The 20,342-nt window shown below is 62.7% G+C and carries 17 protein-coding genes and 1 pseudogene; 6 read left to right on the top strand and 12 right to left on the bottom strand.

All coding sequences use genetic code 11. The annotated features are described in order from the left end of the window. Positions 1-298 precede the first annotated feature (298 nt). The 5 genes from NEK97_RS17745 to NEK97_RS17725 all read left to right on the top strand — a co-directional run bounded on the left by NEK97_RS17745 (position 299) and on the right by NEK97_RS17725 (position 5,347). Entirely contained in the window at positions 299-1,543 is a 1,245-nt protein-coding gene (locus NEK97_RS17745; protein WP_211713534.1) for a CdaR family transcriptional regulator, read from the top strand. Between the two features lie 88 nt (positions 1,544-1,631). Beyond that, the gene (locus NEK97_RS17740; protein WP_257371062.1) at positions 1,632-2,561 is read left to right on the top strand and encodes an ACP S-malonyltransferase; all 930 of its coding nucleotides are present in this window, start codon (positions 1,632-1,634) and stop codon (positions 2,559-2,561) included. Continuing rightward, the gene (locus NEK97_RS17735; protein ID WP_257371061.1) at positions 2,558-3,619 is read left to right on the top strand and encodes a beta-ketoacyl-ACP synthase III; all 1,062 of its coding nucleotides are present in this window, start codon (positions 2,558-2,560) and stop codon (positions 3,617-3,619) included. Before NEK97_RS17740 ends, NEK97_RS17735 begins: the two co-directional genes overlap by 4 nt. A 116-nt stretch (positions 3,620-3,735) precedes the next feature. Further along, positions 3,736-3,981: an acyl carrier protein gene (locus NEK97_RS17730; protein ID WP_175320862.1), complete on the top strand. Its 246-nt coding sequence runs from the start codon at positions 3,736-3,738 to the stop codon at positions 3,979-3,981. A gap of 130 nt (positions 3,982-4,111) precedes the next feature. Further along, complete coding sequence (locus tag NEK97_RS17725) at positions 4,112-5,347, top strand: beta-ketoacyl synthase (RefSeq protein WP_235522075.1); 1,236 nt, start codon at positions 4,112-4,114, stop codon at positions 5,345-5,347. 93 nt (positions 5,348-5,440) lie between these two features. Here the strand turns inward: NEK97_RS17725 and NEK97_RS17720 are convergent, their stop codons facing one another. From NEK97_RS17720 to NEK97_RS17690, 7 genes and pseudogenes are all read right to left on the bottom strand, one after another. Further along, the gene (locus tag NEK97_RS17720; protein ID WP_026005636.1) at positions 5,441-5,944 is read right to left on the bottom strand and encodes a DUF3145 domain-containing protein; all 504 of its coding nucleotides are present in this window, start codon (positions 5,942-5,944) and stop codon (positions 5,441-5,443) included. Positions 5,945-6,180: 236 nt separating this feature from the next. Next, positions 6,181-7,116 (bottom strand): tyrosine recombinase XerC, encoded by a 936-nt coding sequence (locus tag NEK97_RS17715; RefSeq protein WP_374111546.1) that lies wholly within the window; start codon positions 7,114-7,116, stop codon positions 6,181-6,183. Between the two features lie 54 nt (positions 7,117-7,170). Then, positions 7,171-8,400, bottom strand: a complete 1,230-nt coding sequence (dprA, locus tag NEK97_RS17710) for a DNA-processing protein DprA (RefSeq protein WP_374111544.1) — start codon at positions 8,398-8,400, stop codon at positions 7,171-7,173. Beyond that, positions 8,397-9,263 (bottom strand): annotated as a pseudogene (locus NEK97_RS17705) (YifB family Mg chelatase-like AAA ATPase); the annotation flags it as partial. The pseudogene NEK97_RS17705 and the gene dprA, both read right to left, overlap by 4 nt. 79 nt (positions 9,264-9,342) lie before the next feature. Beyond that, complete coding sequence (locus tag NEK97_RS17700; RefSeq protein ID WP_171619676.1) at positions 9,343-9,513, bottom strand: hypothetical protein; 171 nt, start codon at positions 9,511-9,513, stop codon at positions 9,343-9,345. A 10-nt stretch (positions 9,514-9,523) separates the two neighbouring features. Then, complete coding sequence (locus NEK97_RS17695; protein ID WP_171619674.1) at positions 9,524-10,375, bottom strand: hypothetical protein; 852 nt, start codon at positions 10,373-10,375, stop codon at positions 9,524-9,526. 29 nt (positions 10,376-10,404) lie between these two features. Next, a complete protein-coding gene (locus tag NEK97_RS17690) occupies positions 10,405-10,995 on the bottom strand; it encodes a hypothetical protein (RefSeq protein WP_171619672.1) in 591 nt (196 codons plus the stop codon). A gap of 175 nt (positions 10,996-11,170) precedes the next feature. On the opposite strand from NEK97_RS17690, the gene NEK97_RS17685 reads away from it, so the two are divergent. Beyond that, positions 11,171-12,052 (top strand): hypothetical protein, encoded by an 882-nt coding sequence (locus NEK97_RS17685; RefSeq protein ID WP_171619670.1) that lies wholly within the window; start codon positions 11,171-11,173, stop codon positions 12,050-12,052. A gap of 304 nt (positions 12,053-12,356) precedes the next feature. Here NEK97_RS17685 and NEK97_RS17680 read toward each other — a convergent pair whose 3' ends face one another. The 5 genes from NEK97_RS17680 to NEK97_RS17660 all read right to left on the bottom strand — a co-directional run bounded on the left by NEK97_RS17680 (position 12,357) and on the right by NEK97_RS17660 (position 20,280). Then, the gene (locus tag NEK97_RS17680; protein ID WP_171619668.1) at positions 12,357-12,716 is read right to left on the bottom strand and encodes a hypothetical protein; all 360 of its coding nucleotides are present in this window, start codon (positions 12,714-12,716) and stop codon (positions 12,357-12,359) included. A gap of 155 nt (positions 12,717-12,871) precedes the next feature. After that, positions 12,872-13,612 (bottom strand): M48 family metallopeptidase, encoded by a 741-nt coding sequence (locus NEK97_RS17675; RefSeq protein WP_171619666.1) that lies wholly within the window; start codon positions 13,610-13,612, stop codon positions 12,872-12,874. Then, positions 13,599-16,700 (bottom strand): type I restriction endonuclease subunit R, encoded by a 3,102-nt coding sequence (locus NEK97_RS17670; RefSeq protein ID WP_257371059.1) that lies wholly within the window; start codon positions 16,698-16,700, stop codon positions 13,599-13,601. Before NEK97_RS17670 ends, NEK97_RS17675 begins: the two co-directional genes overlap by 14 nt. Beyond that, on the bottom strand, positions 16,697-17,833 hold the full coding sequence (locus NEK97_RS19920) for a restriction endonuclease subunit S (protein ID WP_257371058.1): 1,137 nt from the start codon (positions 17,831-17,833) through the stop codon (positions 16,697-16,699). The genes NEK97_RS17670 and NEK97_RS19920 overlap by 4 nt, the downstream gene beginning before the upstream one ends. Continuing rightward, positions 17,830-20,280 carry a class I SAM-dependent DNA methyltransferase gene (locus NEK97_RS17660; RefSeq protein ID WP_257371057.1) on the bottom strand — a complete coding sequence of 817 codons (2,451 nt, stop codon included), beginning with the start codon at positions 20,278-20,280 and terminating at the stop codon, positions 17,830-17,832. The genes NEK97_RS19920 and NEK97_RS17660 overlap by 4 nt, the downstream gene beginning before the upstream one ends. Positions 20,281-20,342 lie beyond the last annotated feature (62 nt).

The raw sequence follows: 20,342 nt of genomic DNA, 5'->3' as shown, positions 1-20,342 counted from the left end.
CTCCTCGCCGCCAAGGGCGAAGTTGCGGAGGACGCACTGGAGAAGGCCATTGACCGCTACAAGCTGCTCGACGTGAACGCCGGCACCACCGGCGGAGCAGGCGGCGACGCCTAAATAGTTGCCGGGCACGTCCCGCAACAACAGCAGTACCGCGACGGCGGCTTCCACCGAAAGGTGGGGGCCGCCGTCGGGCTTTAAGGGGGCAACCAGGGTGCCCGGCAGGACGTGACGGGCAGCGACGTCAGTTGTAGCCTTCTCACAAATGGAGCTTGCCCGGGATGGGCCGTATGCTCGTTCCATGGCAGAGCCCGTCAAAACAACTTCCAAGCGCAAGGCAGCAACCCCGGCATTGTCGCCCGAAAAGGCCGAAACCCTGCGGCAGCTGCGCGCCAACGTTGGGCAACTGTCCACCAGCACCATGCGAAAGCTCGAGAAGTCACTGCCCTGGTACAGCCGCCTGAGCTCGGACGAGCGCTCGGCGCTGGGATTGGTGGCCCAGAATGGCATCGCCGCATTCGTGACGTGGTACGAGCGTCCGAGCTCGCCGTCGTGGATCCTCACCGATGTCTTTGGTAACGCCCCCACCGAACTGACGCGCTCCATCAGCCTGCAAAAGGCGCTGCAGCTGATCCGCATCGTCGTCGAAGTTGTCGAAGACCAGGTACCCGTGATCGCTCCGGAGTCGGACCAGCCATCGTTGCGCGAAGCGGTCCTGCGATACTCGCGGGAGGTCGCGTTTGCGGCAGCGGACGTTTATGCACGTGCAGCTGAATCGCGTGGTTCCTGGGACACACGCCTTGAGGCCTTGATAGTAGATGCCATTCTTCGAGGCGAAAACACTGACGCTTTGCGGTCCCGGATCGCTGCCCTGGGCTGGAAAGCCCAGGAGAGGTTCACCGTCATGGTGGGCAATTCGCCGTCGGAACCCAGCGCCAGTTACGTCAGCGAACTGCGCCGGACGGCCGGGCGTTTCGCCGAGGACGCACTGGTGGGAATCCAGGGCGACCGGTTGATCCTCATTCTGGGCGGCGTACAGGACCGGGACACGGCCTACGTCAAACTCAGCGAATTGTTCGCCCCCGGCGCCGTCGTGTACGGACCCGAAGCCGGTTCGCTGGTCGAGGCGAGCAGTTCGGCACAAGCGGCTTTCGCGGGCCTCACGGCCGCCCGCGCCTGGCCTTCGGCCCCGCGCCCGGTGGCGGCCGATGACCTGCTCCCCGAACGTGTGGTCTCGGGCGATGACGCGGCCCGCAGATCGCTGATCAAAAATATCTACCGGCCCCTTCTCGCAGCCTCAAACGGCCTGGTGGAAACCCTTGGAACCTACCTTGAGCTGGGTCATTCCCTGGAGGCCACGGCCCGGGAACTGTTCGTGCATGCCAACACTGTGCGCTACCGTTTGAAGCGTGTCTGCGACGTCACAGGCTGGGATCCGCTCCTGCCCAGGGAGGCGTTTGTGCTGCAAACGGCCCTGGTTGTAGGCCGGCTTTCGGCCCAACCCAAAGCCGCCCCGGAACGTCACGCGTCGCGTTCACAGAACTGAACCGTTGTAGACTTCCTACAAACTGACCCAGTGAGCTTGGTGTACCAAAACACCAGTGGATCACGTGGCAATTTGGAAAGCTGGATACGTGCTTGCAATCGTCTGCCCTGGACAGGGCTCCCAGACCCCCGGATTTTTGGCCCCCTGGCTGGAACTCCCCTCCGTCGAAGGCCAGTTGGCCTCCCTGAGCGAGATCGCAGGCATTGACCTCAAGGCCCACGGCACCACCTCTGACGAAGAGACCATCAAGGACACCGCAGTAGCGCAGCCGCTGATTGTTGCAGCCGGCCTGGTAGCCGCAACTTCGCTCTTCGACGTCGAGCTCAGCAGCCTCCCGGTCATCCTGGCCGGCCACTCCGTCGGTGAGATCACGGCTTCCGCCCTTGCCGGCGTCCTGACCGACGCCGAAGCCATGACTTTCGTCCGTGAACGCGCCAACAGCATGGCAGCGGCAGCGGCAGTGACTCCCACCGGCATGAGCGCCGTGGTAGGAGGCGACCCCGCCGAGGTCCTGGCAGCCATTGAAGCTTCCGGCGCAACTCCGGCCAACGTCAACGGCGCGGGCCAGACAGTCGCGGCCGGCACTTTCGACCAGCTCAAGGCTCTCGCAGACAACCCGCCGGCCAAGGCCCGCGTCATTCCCCTTAAGGTTGCGGGCGCATTCCACACCTCGCACATGGCCCCTGCGGTGAGCGCTTTGGAAGCCCTCAAGCCATCGTTGTCGCCCCAGAGCCCGTCCGTCCCGTTGCTGTCGAACTACGATGGCCAGGAAGTTACGGATGGCACGGCGGCCGTCGAGAGCCTCATTGCACAGGTCTCCCGGCCCGTTCGCTGGGACAAGTGCATGGAAACAATGGTCAAGCGCGGAGTCACGGGCGTCATCGAGCTTGCACCCGCCGGGACCCTTGCCGGCCTCGCCAAGCGCGGCATGCCCGGCGTGAAGACCGTTGCAGTAAAAACCCCGGATGACCTGTCCGCGGCTCTTGCACTTTTCGCTGAATTGGAAGGACAGGCATGAGCACCCCGGTACTGAACAAGACTGCGGTCAATGAGAACGCCCGCATCCTGGGCATCGGCGCCTACCGGCCCGACGTCATAGTCACCAACGAGGACGTTTGCCAGTGGATCGACTCTTCCGACGAGTGGATCCGCCAGCGCACCGGCATCATCACCCGCCACCGCGCCGCCGCGGATGTCAGCGTGATCGACATGGCCGAAGGTGCTGCGCGCGAAGCAATCCAGCAGGCCGGAATCGAACCGTCCCAATTGGGCGCAGTCATTGTCTCGACCGTGACTCACCCTTACGCCACGCCGTCGGCCGCCGCCGCCCTCACCGAACGTTTGGGCGCGACGCCGGCACCCGCCTTCGATATCTCGGCCGCCTGTGCCGGGTACTGCTACGGCGTGGCCCAGGCTGATGCCCTGGTGCGCTCCGGCGCAGCGCAGTACGTCCTGGTGGTCGGCGCCGAGAAACTCTCGGATGTCATCGACAACCACGAGCGCACAATCTCCTTCCTGCTTGGCGACGGCGCAGGTGCAGTGGTTGTTGGCCCGTCCGACACCCCCGGCATTGGCCCGTCCGTCTGGGGTTCCGATGGAAGCAAATGGGACGCCATCGGCATGACGCACTCGCTGGAAGACGTCAAGAAACTTGGTGAGTCCGCACGGCACTCCGACGAAATCGACGACCCCGCCATTCTTTCGGCCACCCAGGATGTCTGGCCCACACTGCGCCAAGATGGCCAGACCGTGTTCCGTTGGGCCGTGTGGGAGATGGCAAAGGTAGCCCAGCAAGCCCTGGACGCTGCAGGTATCGACGCCGCAGACCTCGCGGCATTCGTTCCCCACCAAGCGAACATGCGCATCATCGACGAGATGGTCAAGAAGCTGAAGCTCCCCGAGTCCGTTGTCATCGGCCGCGACATCGCCCAGGCCGGCAACACATCAGCCGCTTCCATCCCGCTGGCCACACACCGCCTACTCAAGGAAAACCCGGAACTGAGCGGCGGCCTTGCCCTGCAAATCGGCTTCGGAGCGGGCCTGGTCTTCGGGGCGCAGGTAGTAGTCCTGCCGTAGAACCTGGAGTCCCGGTGGCCTCCAGCCAACTGAATACGACTTACAAACCCAAACCGTAACCGCGGTTTGCCCCCCTTTCCGGCAGTAGCCGGTACAAACAAGAAAAGGAGCCAACAATGGCTAGCAACGAAGAGATCCTGGCCGGCCTGGCTGAAATCGTCAACGAAGAAACCGGCCTTGCCCCCGAAGCCGTGGAACTGGACAAGTCCTTCACCGAGGACCTGGACATCGACTCCATCTCCATGATGACCATCGTTGTCAACGCTGAAGAGAAGTTCGGCGTTCGCATCCCCGACGAAGAGGTAAAGAACCTCAAGACCGTCGGCGACGCCGTCAGCTTCATCGCAAACGCACAGGCTTAGTCCTGACAACGCTGTGCCGGGCCGGGATTCCTCCTTGCGCCCGGCACAGCCGCAATAACGCCCAGAGTTTTTCTTGCCTCCCCCCGTGCATCCATCGGGAGGGCAGGCTGATCCGACAGAGAGTGATCGCATGGCACGCAAAGTAGTCATAACCGGTCTGGGGGCCACCACTCCCATCGGCGGCGACGTACCCACAATGTGGCAGAACGCGCTGAAAGGGGTCTCCGGCGCCCGTACGCTCGAAGATGAGTGGGTGGCCAAGTACGACCTCCCCGTCCACTTTGCTGCCCGGTGCTCGACGCCGGCCCTGGACGTCCTGAGCCGGGTGGAAGCCAAGCGCATGGACCCTTCCACGCAGTTTGGTGTCATTGCCGCCCGTGAGGCATGGGCGGATTCCGGTATCGGCGAGATCGACCACGACCGCTTGGCAGTGGCCTTCGCTACTGGCATCGGCGGCGTCTGGACGCTCCTGGACGCTTGGGATACCCTCCGTGACAAGGGTCCCCGCCGGGTACTTCCCATGACAGTCCCCATGCTGATGCCCAACGGCGTAGCCGCTGCCGTCAGCCTGGACCTCGGCGCCCGCGCTGGAGCACACACGCCTGTTTCGGCCTGCGCGTCCGGCACGGAAGCGCTCCACCTTGGCCTGGACCTGATCCGGTCCGGCAAGGCTGACGTGGTGGTCTGCGGTGGCGCTGAAGCAGCCATCCACCCGATGCCTTTGGCGGCGTTCTCCTCCATGCAGGCGCTCTCCCGCCGGAATGACGAGCCGGAGCGCGCTTCGCGCCCCTACGACATCGACCGTGACGGCTTCGTCATGGGTGAAGGTGCCGGAGCTTTGGTCCTCGAGGCCGAGGAGCACGCCATCGCCCGCGGAGCACGGATCTACGCAGAGCTTGCCGGAACCTCGGTGACCGCGGACGCTTACCACATCACGGCACCGGACCCTGAGGGCCTCGGCGCTACAAGGGCCCTCAAGGCTGCCATGTTCGACGGCCGCATCCAGGCTGAAGACGTTGTCCACGTCAACGCCCATGCCACGTCGACACCGGTGGGCGACAAGCCTGAGTACACTGCACTGCGGGCTGCCCTTGGCACCCACGTGGACAATGTGGCGGTCTCTGCCACCAAGTCCCAAATGGGTCACCTGCTGGGAGCTTCCGGAGCCGTTGAAGCCGTCCTGACGGTTTTGGCTGTCTACGAACGAAAGACACCGGTGACCATCAACCTCGAGAACCAGGACCCGGAGATCCCCCTCGATGTCGTGACCTCCGTTCGCGACCTGCCAGCGGGCGATATCGTCGCTCTGAGCAACTCCTTCGGCTTCGGCGGACACAACGCTGTCATCGCTGTCCGAAACGTCTAGAAGCACTGTCCAGGCCCCGGCCTGAAGACATGAAGAGGGCCCCGCCATCCGGTGGGGCCCTCTTCATTGCTATGGGGTGGTGTTTGTCTCGAGTCAGCCGACCTGGTGCAACCAACGCACGGGTGCGCCTTCGGCTGCGTGCCGGAACGGCTCGAGTTCCTCGTCCCACGCTTCACCGAGCGCGAGGGACAGTTCATGGTAAACGGCTGAGGGATCCCCCGCACCGGACTCGTAGGCATAGCGAATGCGATCTTCAGTGACCATGATGTTCCCGTGCACGTCTGTGACGGCATGGAAAATACCGAGCTCGGGTGTATGGGACCAACGGGCCCCGTCGACGCCCTGGCTCGGCTCTTCGGTAACCTCGTAGCGCAGGTGGGCCCACCCTCTTAGGGCAGACGCCAACTGCGCCCCCGTGCCGGGCGTACCGGTCCACGACAGCTCAGCCCGGAACATCCCGGGCGCAGCAGGCTGAGGGGTCCACTCAAGATCGGTCCGCTTGTCCACGACCGATCCGATGGCCCACTCAACGTGCGGGCAAAGTGCCGTCGGGGCCGAGTGCACAAACAAGACACCGCGGGTTGTTGCAACAGACATTCCATCCTCCATAGCTGTAGGTACGTCTTCCCCAACGACCTCTGCCTGGATGTTTGCTGTTGCTGCGGGTGCCATGAAATTCAAGCGTGCCCTGACAGGCTATTCATTTATATGAAGTGCTACTGACGATATTGGCACAGATATAACCCTCAAGTGTGCATTGAAGGTTTCCCCGTGGTGCTTTCATTTTGCCGTACGCTGCCGGTTTCCGCCAGTGCGGAGTTTACTTGCGCGCGTCACGCACGTGGGTGCGCTTGCTGGTAGCTCTTCCGCAGCCGATCCACGGAAACGTGCGTGTAGATCTGTGTCGTCGCGAGGCTGCTGTGGCCGAGGATTTCCTGCACAGCCCTGAGGCCCGCACCCCCGTCGAGCAGGTGGGTGGCGGCACTGTGCCTGAGCGCATGGGGGCCGGTGGCCGAAGTATCACCCAGATCCTGCAGCATTTTGTTCACCACTGCGCGGATTTGCCGTGGATCCACTCTGCCGCCCCGTGCCCCAAGGAACAATGCGGGTCCGCTCAAGGCAGTCACGACGGCTGGCCGCCCTCGCCTCAACCAGTCGTCGACGGCGACCGCCGCCGGGACACCGAATGGCACCGTGCGCTCCTTGTTACCTTTGCCCAGCACCCGGAGTGTCCGCCGGTCAGGATCGAGGTCGTCAATATCCAAGCCCGCGAGTTCACCTACGCGGACTCCGGTGGCATACAGCAGTTCCACCATGGCACGGTTCCGCACGGCCATGGGACCGCCCTCCTCGGCCGCCGTTGTCAGGTCACCCACCATCCTGGTCACCTGCTGTTGGTGGAGGACACCCGGCAGGGACTTTTCCCGCTTGGGGGCCTGCAACCTGACGGCGGGATCAACGCCAATCAGCTCTTCCCGCAACGCCCACGAGGTGAACGATCGTGCGGTGGCTGCTCGGCGGGCCAATGTGGCCCTGGCCATGCCTGCTTCGCTCTGGGCACCGAGCCAGCGTCGAAGGGAACCGAGCTCCAAATCTCCGAGCTCTCCGACACCTTCCTGAACAGCAAAACCGAGAAGGCTCTCGACATCGGCAATGTAGGCACGAACGGTGTGCGCAGACCTGGCGCGTTCCCCCGCCAGATAGCGCCGGAATCCTTCAACTGCGCTTTGCAGCGATTCTGGTAATGATTGGCCGTCCACCCTTCCCACTGTGCCAGTAGCGGGTATCAACAGGCAGCATCAACATACCCTTCCTCGGCCCGGCTAGGCATTCTTGGCTCTCTTCCACGTTCCACGGTCCGAAGTGGCGAGCCCCAGCACATTCAACCGTGCAAGCCCTGCACGGACGGCGTCGGGACTGAGTCCGGCCACCACCGTCAGTTTCTCTACTGAACTGGCGGATCTTAGCGGGAGGGCATCCAGGAGAATGAGGTCCTCCAGGCACAATCCGTCGTGTATTGCGGGAGGAGATTCTTTCTCTCCACCGTCCATGTCCCCCATTGCGCCCGCCAGCTCGGCGATCTCCCCGGCATCAGTTACGCATACTGCTCCGCCGTCCCTGAGGAGGCGGTGGCAACCGGCGGAATTGGCACTGTGCACCGACCCTGGGACAGCTGCCACAGCCCTGCCCAACGTCTCAGCGTGGTGGGCTGTGTTGAGGGCCCCCGAACGCCAGCGCGCTTCCACTACCACGGTGACCGAAGCGATTGCGGCAATGAGCCGGTTCCTTTGGAGGAACCTGTAGCGAGTGGGAGCCGATCCGGGCGGTACCTCCGCGATCACAGCTCCCTGCGTCGACACGGCCCTGAGTAATTCTTCATTGCCCGACGGGTAGAAACGATCAACCCCGCCTGCCATGACCGCAATGGTGGGTATGTCGGCACTCCCACCGCTCAAGGCCCCACGGTGCGCATGGGCGTCAATCCCGTAAGCGCCGCCTGAGACCACCGTGTATCCGCGTTGCGCAAGGGTGTAGGCGAAGTCTCCGGTCACTGATGCGCCATAGCTGGTACTGTCCCTTGAACCAACAAGTGCCACGGCCTGTCGGGCAGTGGGAAACGGCTGCTCGTTGCCCCTCCACCACAGGCAAAGTGGCTCCTGCAGACCGAGGTCGGCCAGCTGCACCGGCCACAGCTCATCTCCTGGAACAATGACTCTCCCACCCAAGCGCCGCATTGTCTCCATGTCGCGCTCAGGGGCGAGGTCGGCGACTCGCGGTGCCCAACGCCGGAGGCTGGCGGCGAGGCCTGGCCACGTGGCAGGGCCTCCCTCGTCCGTGAGGAGCTCGGAGATTTCCTGCTCCAGCGTGGGCCCAGTACCCAGTTCCCCCGTTGCCACCCCCAGGGCATCGATGGCTCCGACAGCCCGCACCAGGGCCAGGCCCACTGAGTCTTGCGGCTCCATGAGCCGCGCCAGCGCCGCCCGGGCTATGCGTTCCTTTTCCTGACTGGTTGTTGGCACGTGGCGTGGTCCTTTCGTGTAATTGCGTCTCATGCTGCGGATGCAGCCTGGCGGAGTCCGAGGCCCTGTCCGATGTGGTTGATATCCGGCCTGTCAGTTTGGTCCAGGTCCGCCAGTGTCCATGCCAGCCGAAGGACGCGATCGTAACCGCGCGCTGTCAGTGCACCTCGTTCAAGGGCGATGTCCAGCACCCGAGTGGTGCCCGGAGGCAACTTCAGCTCTCCGCGCAGCACGCGACCGGGCACCTGCGAGTTGGCCTCGAGACCGAAAGGTACAAGGCGCTCCAGCTGCCGTGACCGCGCCGCCAGTACCCGGTCCGCGACTGTGGCGGTGTCTTCTTCTTGTGACGCACTGCCAAAGTCCGCCAGGGACACCCGCTCCACCTGCAGTTGAATGTCCACCCGATCCAGCAGTGGACCCGATATTCGCCCGAAGTACCGGCGCCGCATCATCGCCGTACATGTGCAGTCCGTCCCTTTGCCGGTCGCCTTGCCGCACGGACACGGATTCGCGGCCAGTACCAGCTGGAACCGGGCAGGATAGGCTGCAGTGCCCGCTGACCTGTGGATGACCAGTTCGCCGCTTTCCAGCGGCTGGCGGAGGGCATCGAGTACCCGGCGCTCGTATTCCGGTGCCTCATCCAGGAAAAGGACGCCCCGGTGTGCCCGCGACGCCGCGCCTGGACGGGGAAGTCCCGAACCGCCACCGATAATGGCCGCCGCGGTGGCGCTATGGTGGGGGTTTTCAAAAGGGGGCCTGCGGATCAAACGCGCCGCTGAAGACTGGATCGCGGCCAGGGAGTGGATTGCGGTGACTTCCATGGCAGCCGTATCAGCCAAGTCAGGCAGCAACCCGGGCAACCGTTCGGCCAGCATGGTTTTACCGGCCCCCGGGGGACTACACACTTAAGTGTGCATGCGCGCTGACCTGAGGTTATGTCTCAAAACGGACACCCCGGCGTGGGAGCTTGAAGGCTCAGCTCTCGTCGAAAGGCAGGCGGACGACCTCATCGCCCGGGTCTTCCGGACTTGCTTGCGGAGCCGCGCCCGGGTGGTCCTGGTACAGCGCGTCCGAGGCGCTCTGGTCGTAGGTGTCGGAGAGGTCTGCACCCTTGGTCCCGAGGACCTGCTCCCAGTTGAATCCCATACACACGACTTTATCGGCCGGTATCGAACTCGCGAAGGATCGCCTCGACGCGCGCGGTCAGTTCGTCGGCGCGCTTGAGGATCTGCTCTTCCTCCTCACGCGACATCTGCCGCCGGGGGCTGGCCGGCATCGCAGCTGCAGCAGGCACCGGCGCAGGTGCGGGCTCCGGACCGTCGAGCAGCAGGGCCGCGGCACTGATGACCGCCGACAGCGAGGATGGGTGCATGGAGCGGTAGGCATCGATCCATCCCCAGCGGTCCACGGCTGGCAGCAAGCCGATGGAGAGGTGCCAATCCGGATTGGGATCCGGCCGCAGGTGCCGGTGCGCGGAGCCTACTTCGTCGCGGCGGTGTCCCAGGACCCGGACGGAACTGTGCGACCACCCGCTGTTGGTGCCGATCACATCAAGCCACGACCAGGTGGCGCACGCCGGGCAGTCCTCCGGTTCCGGGGCGACGCCGATCTGCCCGCGCACCCGGTGCATTCCGTCCGGCCGCAGTCCCAGCGCACCTGACCTGTCCAGTCCGAGGCCTCCGTGGGAGCGCGGTGCCAGCAGCACCGCAGTGAACAGCATCCGGCGCATCCGCAGCCGGAAAACCCAGTGTGTGCCCGGGTGCTGGATGATCGCCGTCCCACGCCGGATCAGCCGCTGCAGGGAGCCGGTGTCCTCCGTGTGCCCGCGCGGCCACGCGGGGGCCGGTGGATCTTTGGGAGCCAGCCGCCGGCGCAGCGCCGCGAGCACAGCCCGGGACGGCTGTACCTGCTGCACAAAACGAGAGAGTGAGGCCTCGTCGATCCTCCCGGCGGGCACGCCCGTGACGGAGCACCAGTCGGTCCAGAGGTCGGGAAGGGCCGTCGTCATTCTCCTGATTGTCCCATCGAGGTCTGTCCCTAGTCCCATACACGACCGGCTCCAGCTGTGTCTGCCGTGTGGTCCATAACCGCGGCACGAAGTCGGTTTGCTGAATCTCGGTCGCAACAACTTTCGGTCAGCGCCTGCGGAAGAATTGGTGCCAGTAAGCCTCTTCTGCGTCCATCAGCATCTCGTAGATATGTTTCGGCCAAAAATTTCCCAAAGTAGGGACGTTCCTCGGCGTTCAAGTCTCCCAGGGAATCGACGGCGGCCACCAACAGTGCGTCGTCCTCGATCGAGGACTCAACCCCTTCCTGCACGCCATCGGCGGACAGGTCATCCCACACATGAGGCGAGGCTGCTATGGCCTCTCTGATCGCGGCGAGGCGCACTCTGACGTCTCTCTTGCGGGAGCGCCAGTAGAGGTGGGTTTGATATTCGGCCGAGGCCATAGCCGCAAAACTTGCCCCGCCGGCGGGCGGATGATGCGTGGGAATGACCTGGTAGCGGGCCCGGCCAGGATGCCGATCATGGAGGTGCCGACGGATTTCGCTGATGCGGTGTCCGGGGCGCAACGTCGCAATTCCAAGGGTGTGATCATCCCGCCCATTCTCGATGTGTGATGCCATGGCGTGTCCCGACAAGCGGACGATAGGTGCTCCCCTCCTCCATGGTAGGCGCGGTTCGGATGGAGGTTGAAGGGTACTGGAACAAAGCGGTCGGCAGTCAAAGTGTGTGTCCGTCGGCGAATACCAACCGCTGCTTCCGTGGTGGCAACGGCGGCGGTGTGCGAACATCCTTGACATGGCAAAATCACGGAAGAGGCCTGGCCCTGAGCTGTGGTCCGAGGGATTGATGTGGGTCGAGGCAGCCGAGATGCAATGCGCGCGGTTCGAGCGCTTGGTGAGGGAGAACGAACTGGCGCGGGAGGACGCGAACCGCCGCCGAGACTGCGCGGAGCGCCCGTGGATACGGAACTTGTTCGATCCTCCAATCCTCGTGCCGACCGTGGCCTTGGGGTGGCAGCAACAGGCCGAACTCTCCTTCTTGCTTGTGGCGACCCAGCACGTGCAAACTGCCGAGGCCAGCCTCCCAAAGGAGCACCGACCGAAGACCGTGCTTGAAGAGGATCGAATCCTGTTCCTGCTGCGGGACTTGAGTGAGCATCGCGAGGATGCCGAGGGACGGGCGCGGCGGGAGCTGCTGGAATCAGAACACGCTGCGATGCTTCAAAAGATCCACGAGATGCTCGCGACGAGGCGGGGCGGAGAGCGCGAGCTGGAAGCGCTCCGGGTGAAGTTGGAGGCCTACCCGCCAACGTTGTTTGAACTACCCATGCCCGACGACGAGGAGGTCTGGCTGGCGGGTATCGCTCTCACGCGGATCAGGGTGTGGCTCATCGAGGCGCGCTGGTGCTTCCGTCGGGCGCTGGCGGAAGTGGATGTGGTGGCACCAGAGCCGCTTGCTTCCACGGTCACAGACGACGACACCTATGACTGGCCGAGTCTGCGGCTCAGGTATCGGGCATGGGAACTTGAGTGGCAGGGCGAGGAGGAGCTGTCGGAGGACGAGAAACGGGCGCAGGAGACAATGGACGAGATGGACCCCGTCGTGGATGATCTGCTCGCTGAGTATTTTGATGAACAGGAGGCCAAGCGCGACGGCGGACGGGAGCCGGGTCAATGATTCTTGGATTTCCACACACGTCGTGCTGCTGCTCAAATAAGCACTGATCCGGCCAGGATCAAAGGTGAGGTTACGAGCTACTCCCCCAGTCCTCCCAAAAATTGAATCGGGTTTTCCACATACGCCAAGGCAACTCTGGAGACAGCCTGCTGCTGATGCTGGACTGGTTCCATGCTCAGCTACGAAGACATCATTTTGCTCGGAGAGGAACGGGTCCTTGTCATGCAGGAGCACAAGGACGGCAGGTGCTGGTGCGGCAGACCTGCGATTGATCCGCGTCGGTGGAGGCCTCAGCCCGTCGCGCTCAGCTTTCCGGCCAAATGCCCTTTTCGCCCATCAGCTTCAGAAACGCTGCATATTCCTCGACGGTCAGCTCGCCGCGGGCGGCAGCGCCAGCGGCCGCGTCTCTCCTCGACCAAAGGAACGGCGGACCCTCAAACCCTTGGGCCGCATAGATTGTCATGCCGAGGCCCGCGAGCGTTCCTACGAGGCTCGGATTCTGAGAGGTTCTTGCTTGCGAAATCGCAAGGCTGACTTTGTCCCACTCTAGGTCGTAGTCCTCCGGCGACAGCGGAACCGCAGCGAGCCCGTGCGAACGGTTGCGCGGCAGGTGGCTTCCAAGCATCACAGTCAACGGCGGTTCACCACCACTCATGCGGTTCAAGCAGTATCGCTGGTCTGCGGCCCTCTCAGTTCGTCCTTCGACGGCGTAGGGGTTGGCGCTGCGGGCCGCGAAGGAGGTTGCTTAGCGCCGGAACACGAGCATGACCGGATCAAACGTTAGTCAGCACCTACATCAGGCCCTGCGGCTGCTCCGTTTCAACACGCCCGTTCGTCTTCGCCCCACTCCTCGTGCCCGAGCGGGGCTTCGTTCAGCTCGTCTCGACGTGCCCGCCAGTCGGGCAGGAACTGGTCCATCAAAGCCACGAAGTTCTCCCCATGTCCACGTTCCAGGAGGTGCACGAGTTCGTGGACGACGATGTACTCCAGGCACCGAGGGTCCTTCTTGGCCAACTCCGGGTTGAGCCAGATCGTCCGTGACGTGGTGACGCAGGTGCCCCACTTGGTCTTCATCCGGCGCACGACGAACTTGTCAGCCTCGATCCCGAGGATCGGCTGCCACTTCTCCAGCAGCGCGGGCACGACGGCCTTCAGCTCACGCCGGTACCAACGATCCAGTGCCCCGAACCGCCCGGCGGCGTCGGTTCCGGGTGGAGTGATCACCCAGAGCGTGTTGCCCTTGATCTCGACACCGTACGCACCGCTCGACTTGGAGACGTCGAGGAGATACCGCTGCCCCCATACGAAGTGCGTCTCCCCCGAGACCATCCTGCGCTCAGTCTGCCTGTCCGCGTTCTGGAGCTGCTCCCGCTTACGCTTGATCCACGATAGCCGCTGCACGACGGCGAGCCGGATAGCGTCTTCAGTGGTCCGCTGCGGCGCGGCGACCCGCACCCGGCCCACCGGCGGATAGACCGAGATGTGCAGATTCTTGATGTCTTTGTAGACAACGTCGACGCCAAGGCCCGCGACCGTGAGGTAGGCGTTAACGGTACTCATCATTGTTCTTCAACAGTTCGATGAACTCCGCCAGTGAATCCTCTTCGACGCCTGGGAGTTCCTTGCGCAGCTCACGAGCGAGCGCGCGTTCCTTCATCCTGCCGGCACCGGCGTCGGCCCATCCGTGTTCCTTGCTCGCTTGGATTCGGTGATGCAGTGCTTCGTGGTCGACGGCCAGATCTTCTGGACGCCACCCGAAGTCCATGATCGCCCGACGCGCTGGTGTGTTCGCCCATTCCGGGTAGGTCTTGCCGTCTGCTGCTTCCCGGGTGCCGACCTTCTTAGTCAGCTCTATGAGTTTGCGGAGGTAGTCCGCGTAGTCCTCGGCGTCTTCCTTCTGCTTCTCGATGAGTGCGTCGAGAAGTTCTGACATGTGCTCGTAGTAGCGCGGGTTCATCGCGTGCTCGTCCACGATGGTCTTGCGGACATTGTTGATGATCGTCTCCGCTGTGGCTGCCCTGCTGCCCTTAATACCAAGTGGCAGCGTGTCGATTGCATCCGGCCCGCGCTCGACGATCAGCTGGACCAGGGTCTTCTCCAGGTCGGCGACCTGTTCGACGGGTTTGGCGTTGATGTAGGTGTCGAGCAGCTGGCGCATCCCGGCCTCGTACTGCTTCATGTCGATGTTCTCGCCGGCTCCGGCCTCGACCTCGCTCTTGACGGCGGCGTAGTGGGCGACCTCGTCCTTGATTATCGCGATCTCGGCCGCCGTGTAGCCGGCGGCTTCCATGTCGCTGGCGACGGCTCCGAAGGCGCGTACGAGCGTGGCAACGGACTTGTAGAGCAGGACGCGTTTGGGTTCGTTGTCCTTGATCTGGTCGGCATCGCCGGGTGTGGACGCAACGAAGTAGTGCTGATATTCGAGCGTGCCCTTGGGCGGAGCGACCGGCTCGCACAGAGCACGGACGGCGTCGAGAGCCTCCTCGAGATCTTTGCGGTCCTGCTCGTTGCGGTCGCTGATCAACCCGTCGACATCATCGGCCTCGTACTCGCCGAAAGCCTCGGAGGTGTAGTCGATGACGGTCTTGTCGAGCGACTTGAACAGGTCACGGTAGTCGACGATGTACCCGTAGGCCTTGTCATCGCCGTCGAGACGGTTGACGCGGCAGATCGCTTGGAAGAGGCCGTGATCGCGCATTCTCTTGTCGATGTACAGGTACGTCGCACTCGGCGCATCGAAACCGGTCAGGAGTTTGTCAACCACGATAAGCAGCCGCATCTGGCCCGGCTCGTTGACGAACTTCTTCCTGACATCGGTCTCGAACTCTTCGACCCGGCCGATGGCCTTGTCGGGGTGCTCGCCGAAATGGTCGGCAAGCATCTGCCGGTAGATCTCGTACTTGCGGAGCTCTTCTGTGTCACCCTCGCCCGCGTCTTCCTTGGAGATCGCGGTCGGGTTGGGCTTGTAGCTGGTGACGATGGCGACCTTGCCCCTGAAGCCGCTCTTCACGAAGGCCTCGTAGAAGGTGCAGGCCTGATAGACCGAGTCGCTCACCAACATGGCGTTGCCCCGGCCGCTGATCAACCGCGGCTGGGTCTCCATGTCCATGAGGATGTCCTGGACGATCTGCGCCGAACGGGGTGCAGAGGAGAAGACCTTCTGCATCGTGCCCCACTTCTGCTTCAGCCGAGCCTTCGACAGGTCGGTGAGGTTCCTGGTCTTGGCGTCGAACCACTTGTCGACCGCCGCGGATCCCTGAAGCTCCTGCTCGACCTTGCGGGCCTCGTACTTCAGGTCGAGTACGACACCGTCACGGACGGCTTCGTCAAACTTGTAGGTGTGGATGAACGACCCGAAGGTCTCTATGCTGGTCTTCTTGTCGCTCTTCAGGAGCGGCGTGCCGGTGAATCCGATGAACATCGCTCCCGGCAGCAGGTCCTTCATGATGCGGTGCATCTTGCCGCTCTGGGTGCGGTGGGCCTCGTCGACGAAAACGAAGATGTTACCTTTGGCCCTGAACCCGTCCGGGATCTTCGTCTTGAGTTCCTTCGCGAAGTCCTCAGCGTCCTTGTCGCGGGCCTCTTCGTCGGTGCCGCGGAACTTGTGGACCAGGGAGCACAAGAGCCGCGGGTTCGAGGTGTTGAGCATCGCGAGCATGTCCGCGCCCGACTGGGTGCGGACGATCTTCTCCCCAACGCCGGAGAAGCCGCCCTCGATCTGCTCGTCCAGCTCAGTGCGGTCGGTGATCACGAGGACGCGGGCATCATGCTGGGTCTCCAGGATCCACTTGGCCAGCCACACCATCGTCAGGCTCTTGCCCGACCCCTGGGTGTGCCAGATGATGCCGCCCTCGCGCTTCGCGACGCGTGCCTGAGAGGCCTTAACGCCGAAGTACTGGTTATGGCGCGGGGACTTCTTCACGCCCGCGTCGTAGACGATGAAGTCGTGGATGATCTCTAGCAAGCGCTCCTTGGAGCACATCTGGCGGATCGCGAGGTCAAGTTCGGCGTTCTCGCCTTCCTCCTTCCAACGCAACCAGTACTTCTCCGGGGTCTCGATCACTCCATAATGCAGCCCCTCGACATCGTTGCCGGCGAACAGCAGCTGGATGGTCGTGAAGAACGGGCGGACGAAACCGTGGCGCTGGTTGCCGATGTTCTGACGGATGCCGCTGGCGACGCTCACCGTCGAGCGCTTCAACTCCACCACACCGAGCGCGATCCCGTTCACGTAGAGCACGAGGTCGGGTCGCTTCGTGTGCTCCCCCTTGACCGTGACTTCTTCGGCCACGACGAAGTCGTTCATCGCCGGATTGGTCCAGTCGATCAGGTGGACTGACTGGGTGGTCTGGTCGACGTCGGCCTTGACCTTCGCGCCGTATCTGAGCAGCTCATAGACTTTGCGGTTCTGGTCGTACAACGAAGAGCCGCCGCTGAACGCTGCAGCGGTCAGGAGCTGATGTACCGCTCGAGAGACCAGAGCCTCGTCGTATCCACGACCGAGCAGGTAGGCGCGGAGCTTGGCTTCGTCGACGTTGCGGTTGTCCTGATTCTTCAGGTTCCCGCCGTAGCTGTAGCCCAGCTTGTCCCGGAAGAGCTTGACCACCCGTTCCTGGGTCTCGCGCTCCTTCTGCCCGACTGTGCTCATGCTTCCTCCGTGACTGGCAAGCGGGTCCGACCCGTCAACAGCTCCTGCATCATCCCGACCTTCACAGCACGCGCTGACTCAAGCCGACGCTCCAATGCTGTAATCTCCGTGTCAACGTCCGTCAGAATGCGCGCGATCGCGTGTTGCTCATCAATCGGGGGTAGATGAACATCAAGATTTTTAATGATTGCTAGGTTCAGACCACCACGACCACCGTCCCCGGCAGATTCTCCCCGAAGCTCGTCATATCTTGTATCGAGGTTGTAGTACAAGAAATTTGAATTATGCTGCCCACTCGGAAAAATTCCTGCAAGCGATTGATTGGTCGTAAGTTCCACACGAGTTACAGCCACAGTTCCACGAGTCTTCCCTTGCCCAGCCAGCGCCATGAGGACTGTTCCGACCGGGAACAAGTGAGCCGATGATTCACGAAGTCCATCAACAGTGATCCTGCCTGCAACTTCACACACTTGCTTTTGGTGAATCTCTCCCGAACTCATCCATCGGATATCCCCACCCCAGTATCGAGAAATTGCGGTCGACGGTGTGCCGCCTGCCTTAACGTCTGCAAAGCTCCCGATTGATCTCACATCCCAATCGCCGGTGAAGCCGGGGAGGCGGGTGCGGCCGGTCAGGAGTTCGTGCATCATGCCCTGCTTGACATCACGATTCTTCTCGATCAGACGCTCCAATGACGCCGCGAGAGCGTCGGCGTCGTTTAGGGCCGCGGCAATTTGGCGCTGCTCAGCAACGCTCGGAGGGATCGACACCGGTTCGGAATGAAGATCGTTGCGATTTACGCCAGGAACTCCGCTTTTGCCACTATGTGTTGAAAAATCAACTCGTTGCAGGAGGTAATAGACAAATTCTTCGTCATTGCCGTGGAAATCAGAAACCCAAAGCGTGGTGTTCAGGGGCCAGAATTCAGTACGCTGAAAGAATACTTCACCGATAGTTCCATATCGTCCGGTGACGACCCCCGGCGCTCGGACCATAGCCCGATCATGCCAGCCGCTTGTCCCGGAAGAACTGACAATGGGGACATCCCCCCGTCGCCGATGTCGAGCAGGCAAGTCGAAGCCACGTTGAAGTGTTGCCACTTCCCCTAGGTTGGCTTGGATCCACTCGGTCACTGAGTGACTCCCATGAGTTCCAGCTGCCGCGCAACCCGAGCACTCAACTCCTCGGCAGTCGACGCAAGGTCATGGACAGTCGCTTGATAACGACCGGCAAGCACTCCGACCCGCGCAATAAACATCTGCTCGAGGGCAGTCACCTCGCCGTTGATCTGCCACCGCAGCGTGGCACCCCACTTGTCGTCGATTACGAGATCTTGCACCTCGGCCCCGGTCAGCGACTTGTACTTCGCAACAGCCTGCTCGTCGAGAGCGATGGTCGCGTCCTTGAGCGCCGCTTTCGCCTTGCTCTCAGCGGCGTACAACGCAATAACCTTGGTGAGCGCGGCAATCTCGTCGACGTCTCCCTTGGCGGACTTGAGTTCCTTCAGCGCGGCCTTCGCTGAAGCGATGGTGAGCTTGCCGTCGTCGTCTGCGGAGTCGAACAGCAGCCCACCCTCGACAGCGTGTTCCTCGATGTACTCAGCAATCGCGAGGGTTGCTGCGTCGCGAGCCTCGGTCAGGCGGTCGAGATCGGCCTGTTCGGATGCGAAGTAGCGGGCGATCACGTGCTCGGGCGGGAGAAGGTCCATCACCCAGCGCTTGGCCTTGGCACCGGTGCCGAACACGATGTGGGCGTCTTCGTACTTGGGCTTGTTGTTCTTGTCCTTCCACATGCGTGCAGCGCGCGGCTGCACCGCCGATGTCCAGCCTTCACTCGCGATCAGGAAGACGTCATCGTGCATGACGTCGTTCCAGTAGCTCATGAGCTGCTCGTAGACGCCGTACTCGTCGATCAGGGGTCGGGCCCGGAACGCCTCCAAGAGTGCTTCGGAGATGTCGTGGATGAGCTCGTTTGGCTTGGTGCTCGGTTCGATCTTCTCGAGCAGCCCGCGCTTGCTCGCCCACCATTGCTGCACCGTGTTCGCAATGTCGCGGTCGAAAGCTTCGTACTCACCGGAGCCGGCGACGGTCGACCGAATCTCGCTCGGCTCGACCTTCAACTCCGAGTAGCCGTCACGCAGTGACGCGAAGAGTTCGCTGCGGAGGCTAGGGAACGCGTCCCAGTAGGGCTGGAGTGCGTCGAGGTCGCGGTTCGGGATGCCGCCGAGCATGTGGGCGTGGAGGTCCTGGATGTCCTCGGGCTCGGAAGAGTCGATGTAGCGCGGGATGTTGAGGTTGTAATCGTTCCTCGGATCCGCGATCTCGTTGATAGGCACCATGCGGGAGTAGCGCGCGATCTCCTTGCCGATGGTGAAGGCATCGACGATTTTGTGCATGTCGCGCGGGCGCAGGCGGTTCTTGGGGCCGTCCTTGGCGAAGCCCTTGCTCGCATCGATCATGAAGATGCCGGTGCGCGCCTGGGCGTCTTCCTTGTCGAGCACGATCAGGCAGGCGGGGATGCCGGTGCCGAAGAAGAGATTCGCCGGCAGACCGATGATCGCCTTAATGTAGCCACGCTTGATGAGCTCGGTGCGGATCCTCGCCTCGGAGTTCCCGCGGAACAGCACACCGTGCGGGAGGACGACGACACCCTTGCCTCGCGGCCGCAACGACTTGACTATATGTAGGAGGAAGGCGTAATCGCCGTTCTTGTCCGGCGGGGTGTCGAATCCATCGAAACGGCCGAAGGAGAAGTCGAAGCCGTTGCGCCAGGTCTTGTGGGAGAACGGCGGGTTGGCCACGAGATAGTCGAATGTCTGGAGGTTGCCGTTGTAGGTGAACTTCGGATTCGCCAGGGTGTTGCCCTGGCGCAGGTCGTGGGTCTCCAAGCCGTGGAGGATCATGTTCATCCGAGCGAGCGCCCAGGTGGCGTTGTCGTTCTCCTGGCCGTAGATTGTCAGCCCGTTCGGTGCGGCGTCGGCGACCTTGATCAGCAATGACCCGGAGCCGCACGTCGGGTCGTACACGGTAGTGGACTTCGGGGTGTTTGCCGGGATCTGCAGCAGCTGCGCCATCACGCGGGAGACCTCGGCTGGCGTGTAGAACTGGCCCTTGCTCTTGCCGGACTGGGTGGCGAAGTGCCGCATGAGGTACTCGTAGGCGTCGCCCAGGAGGTCGTCCCCTTCGGCTTTGGAGCCGGTGAAGTCCATGTCCTGGAAGATGCCGATCAGGTTCGAGACCTTGTCCTGCAGCTCCTTGCCGGAGCCCAGCTTGGCAGGGTCGTCGAAGTTTGCGTTGTTGATGACACCCAGCAGGTCGTTCTCTTCGGCGAGACGCCTGATCGCGATGTTCACCTTCTCGCCGACGTCTGGTTTGCCTTTGAGTGAGATCAGGTAGTCGAAGGAGCCGTCGTCGGGGACGTAGATGAGCGCCGACTTGTCTGCCTTCGCCTTGTCGGAGACGTACTTCACGAACAGCAGCGTGAGGACGTAGTCCTTGTACTGGCTGGCGTCCATCGATCCACGCAGCTCATCGGCGCTGCCCCACAGTGAGGAGTACAGGTCAGATTTTTTCAGCGCCACAGCTAACTCTTTCTACGTTCATACATGTATCCCCCGCCGAGAGCAGGCCTCTCGCCCGCCAA

The sequence above is a fragment of the Paenarthrobacter sp. UW852 genome (assembly GCF_024608385.1).
Taxonomy (GTDB): Bacteria; Actinomycetota; Actinomycetes; order Actinomycetales; family Micrococcaceae; genus Arthrobacter.
The sequence above is the reverse complement of the archived record's forward strand: the minus strand, read 5'-3'. Positions and strand labels throughout refer to the sequence as shown.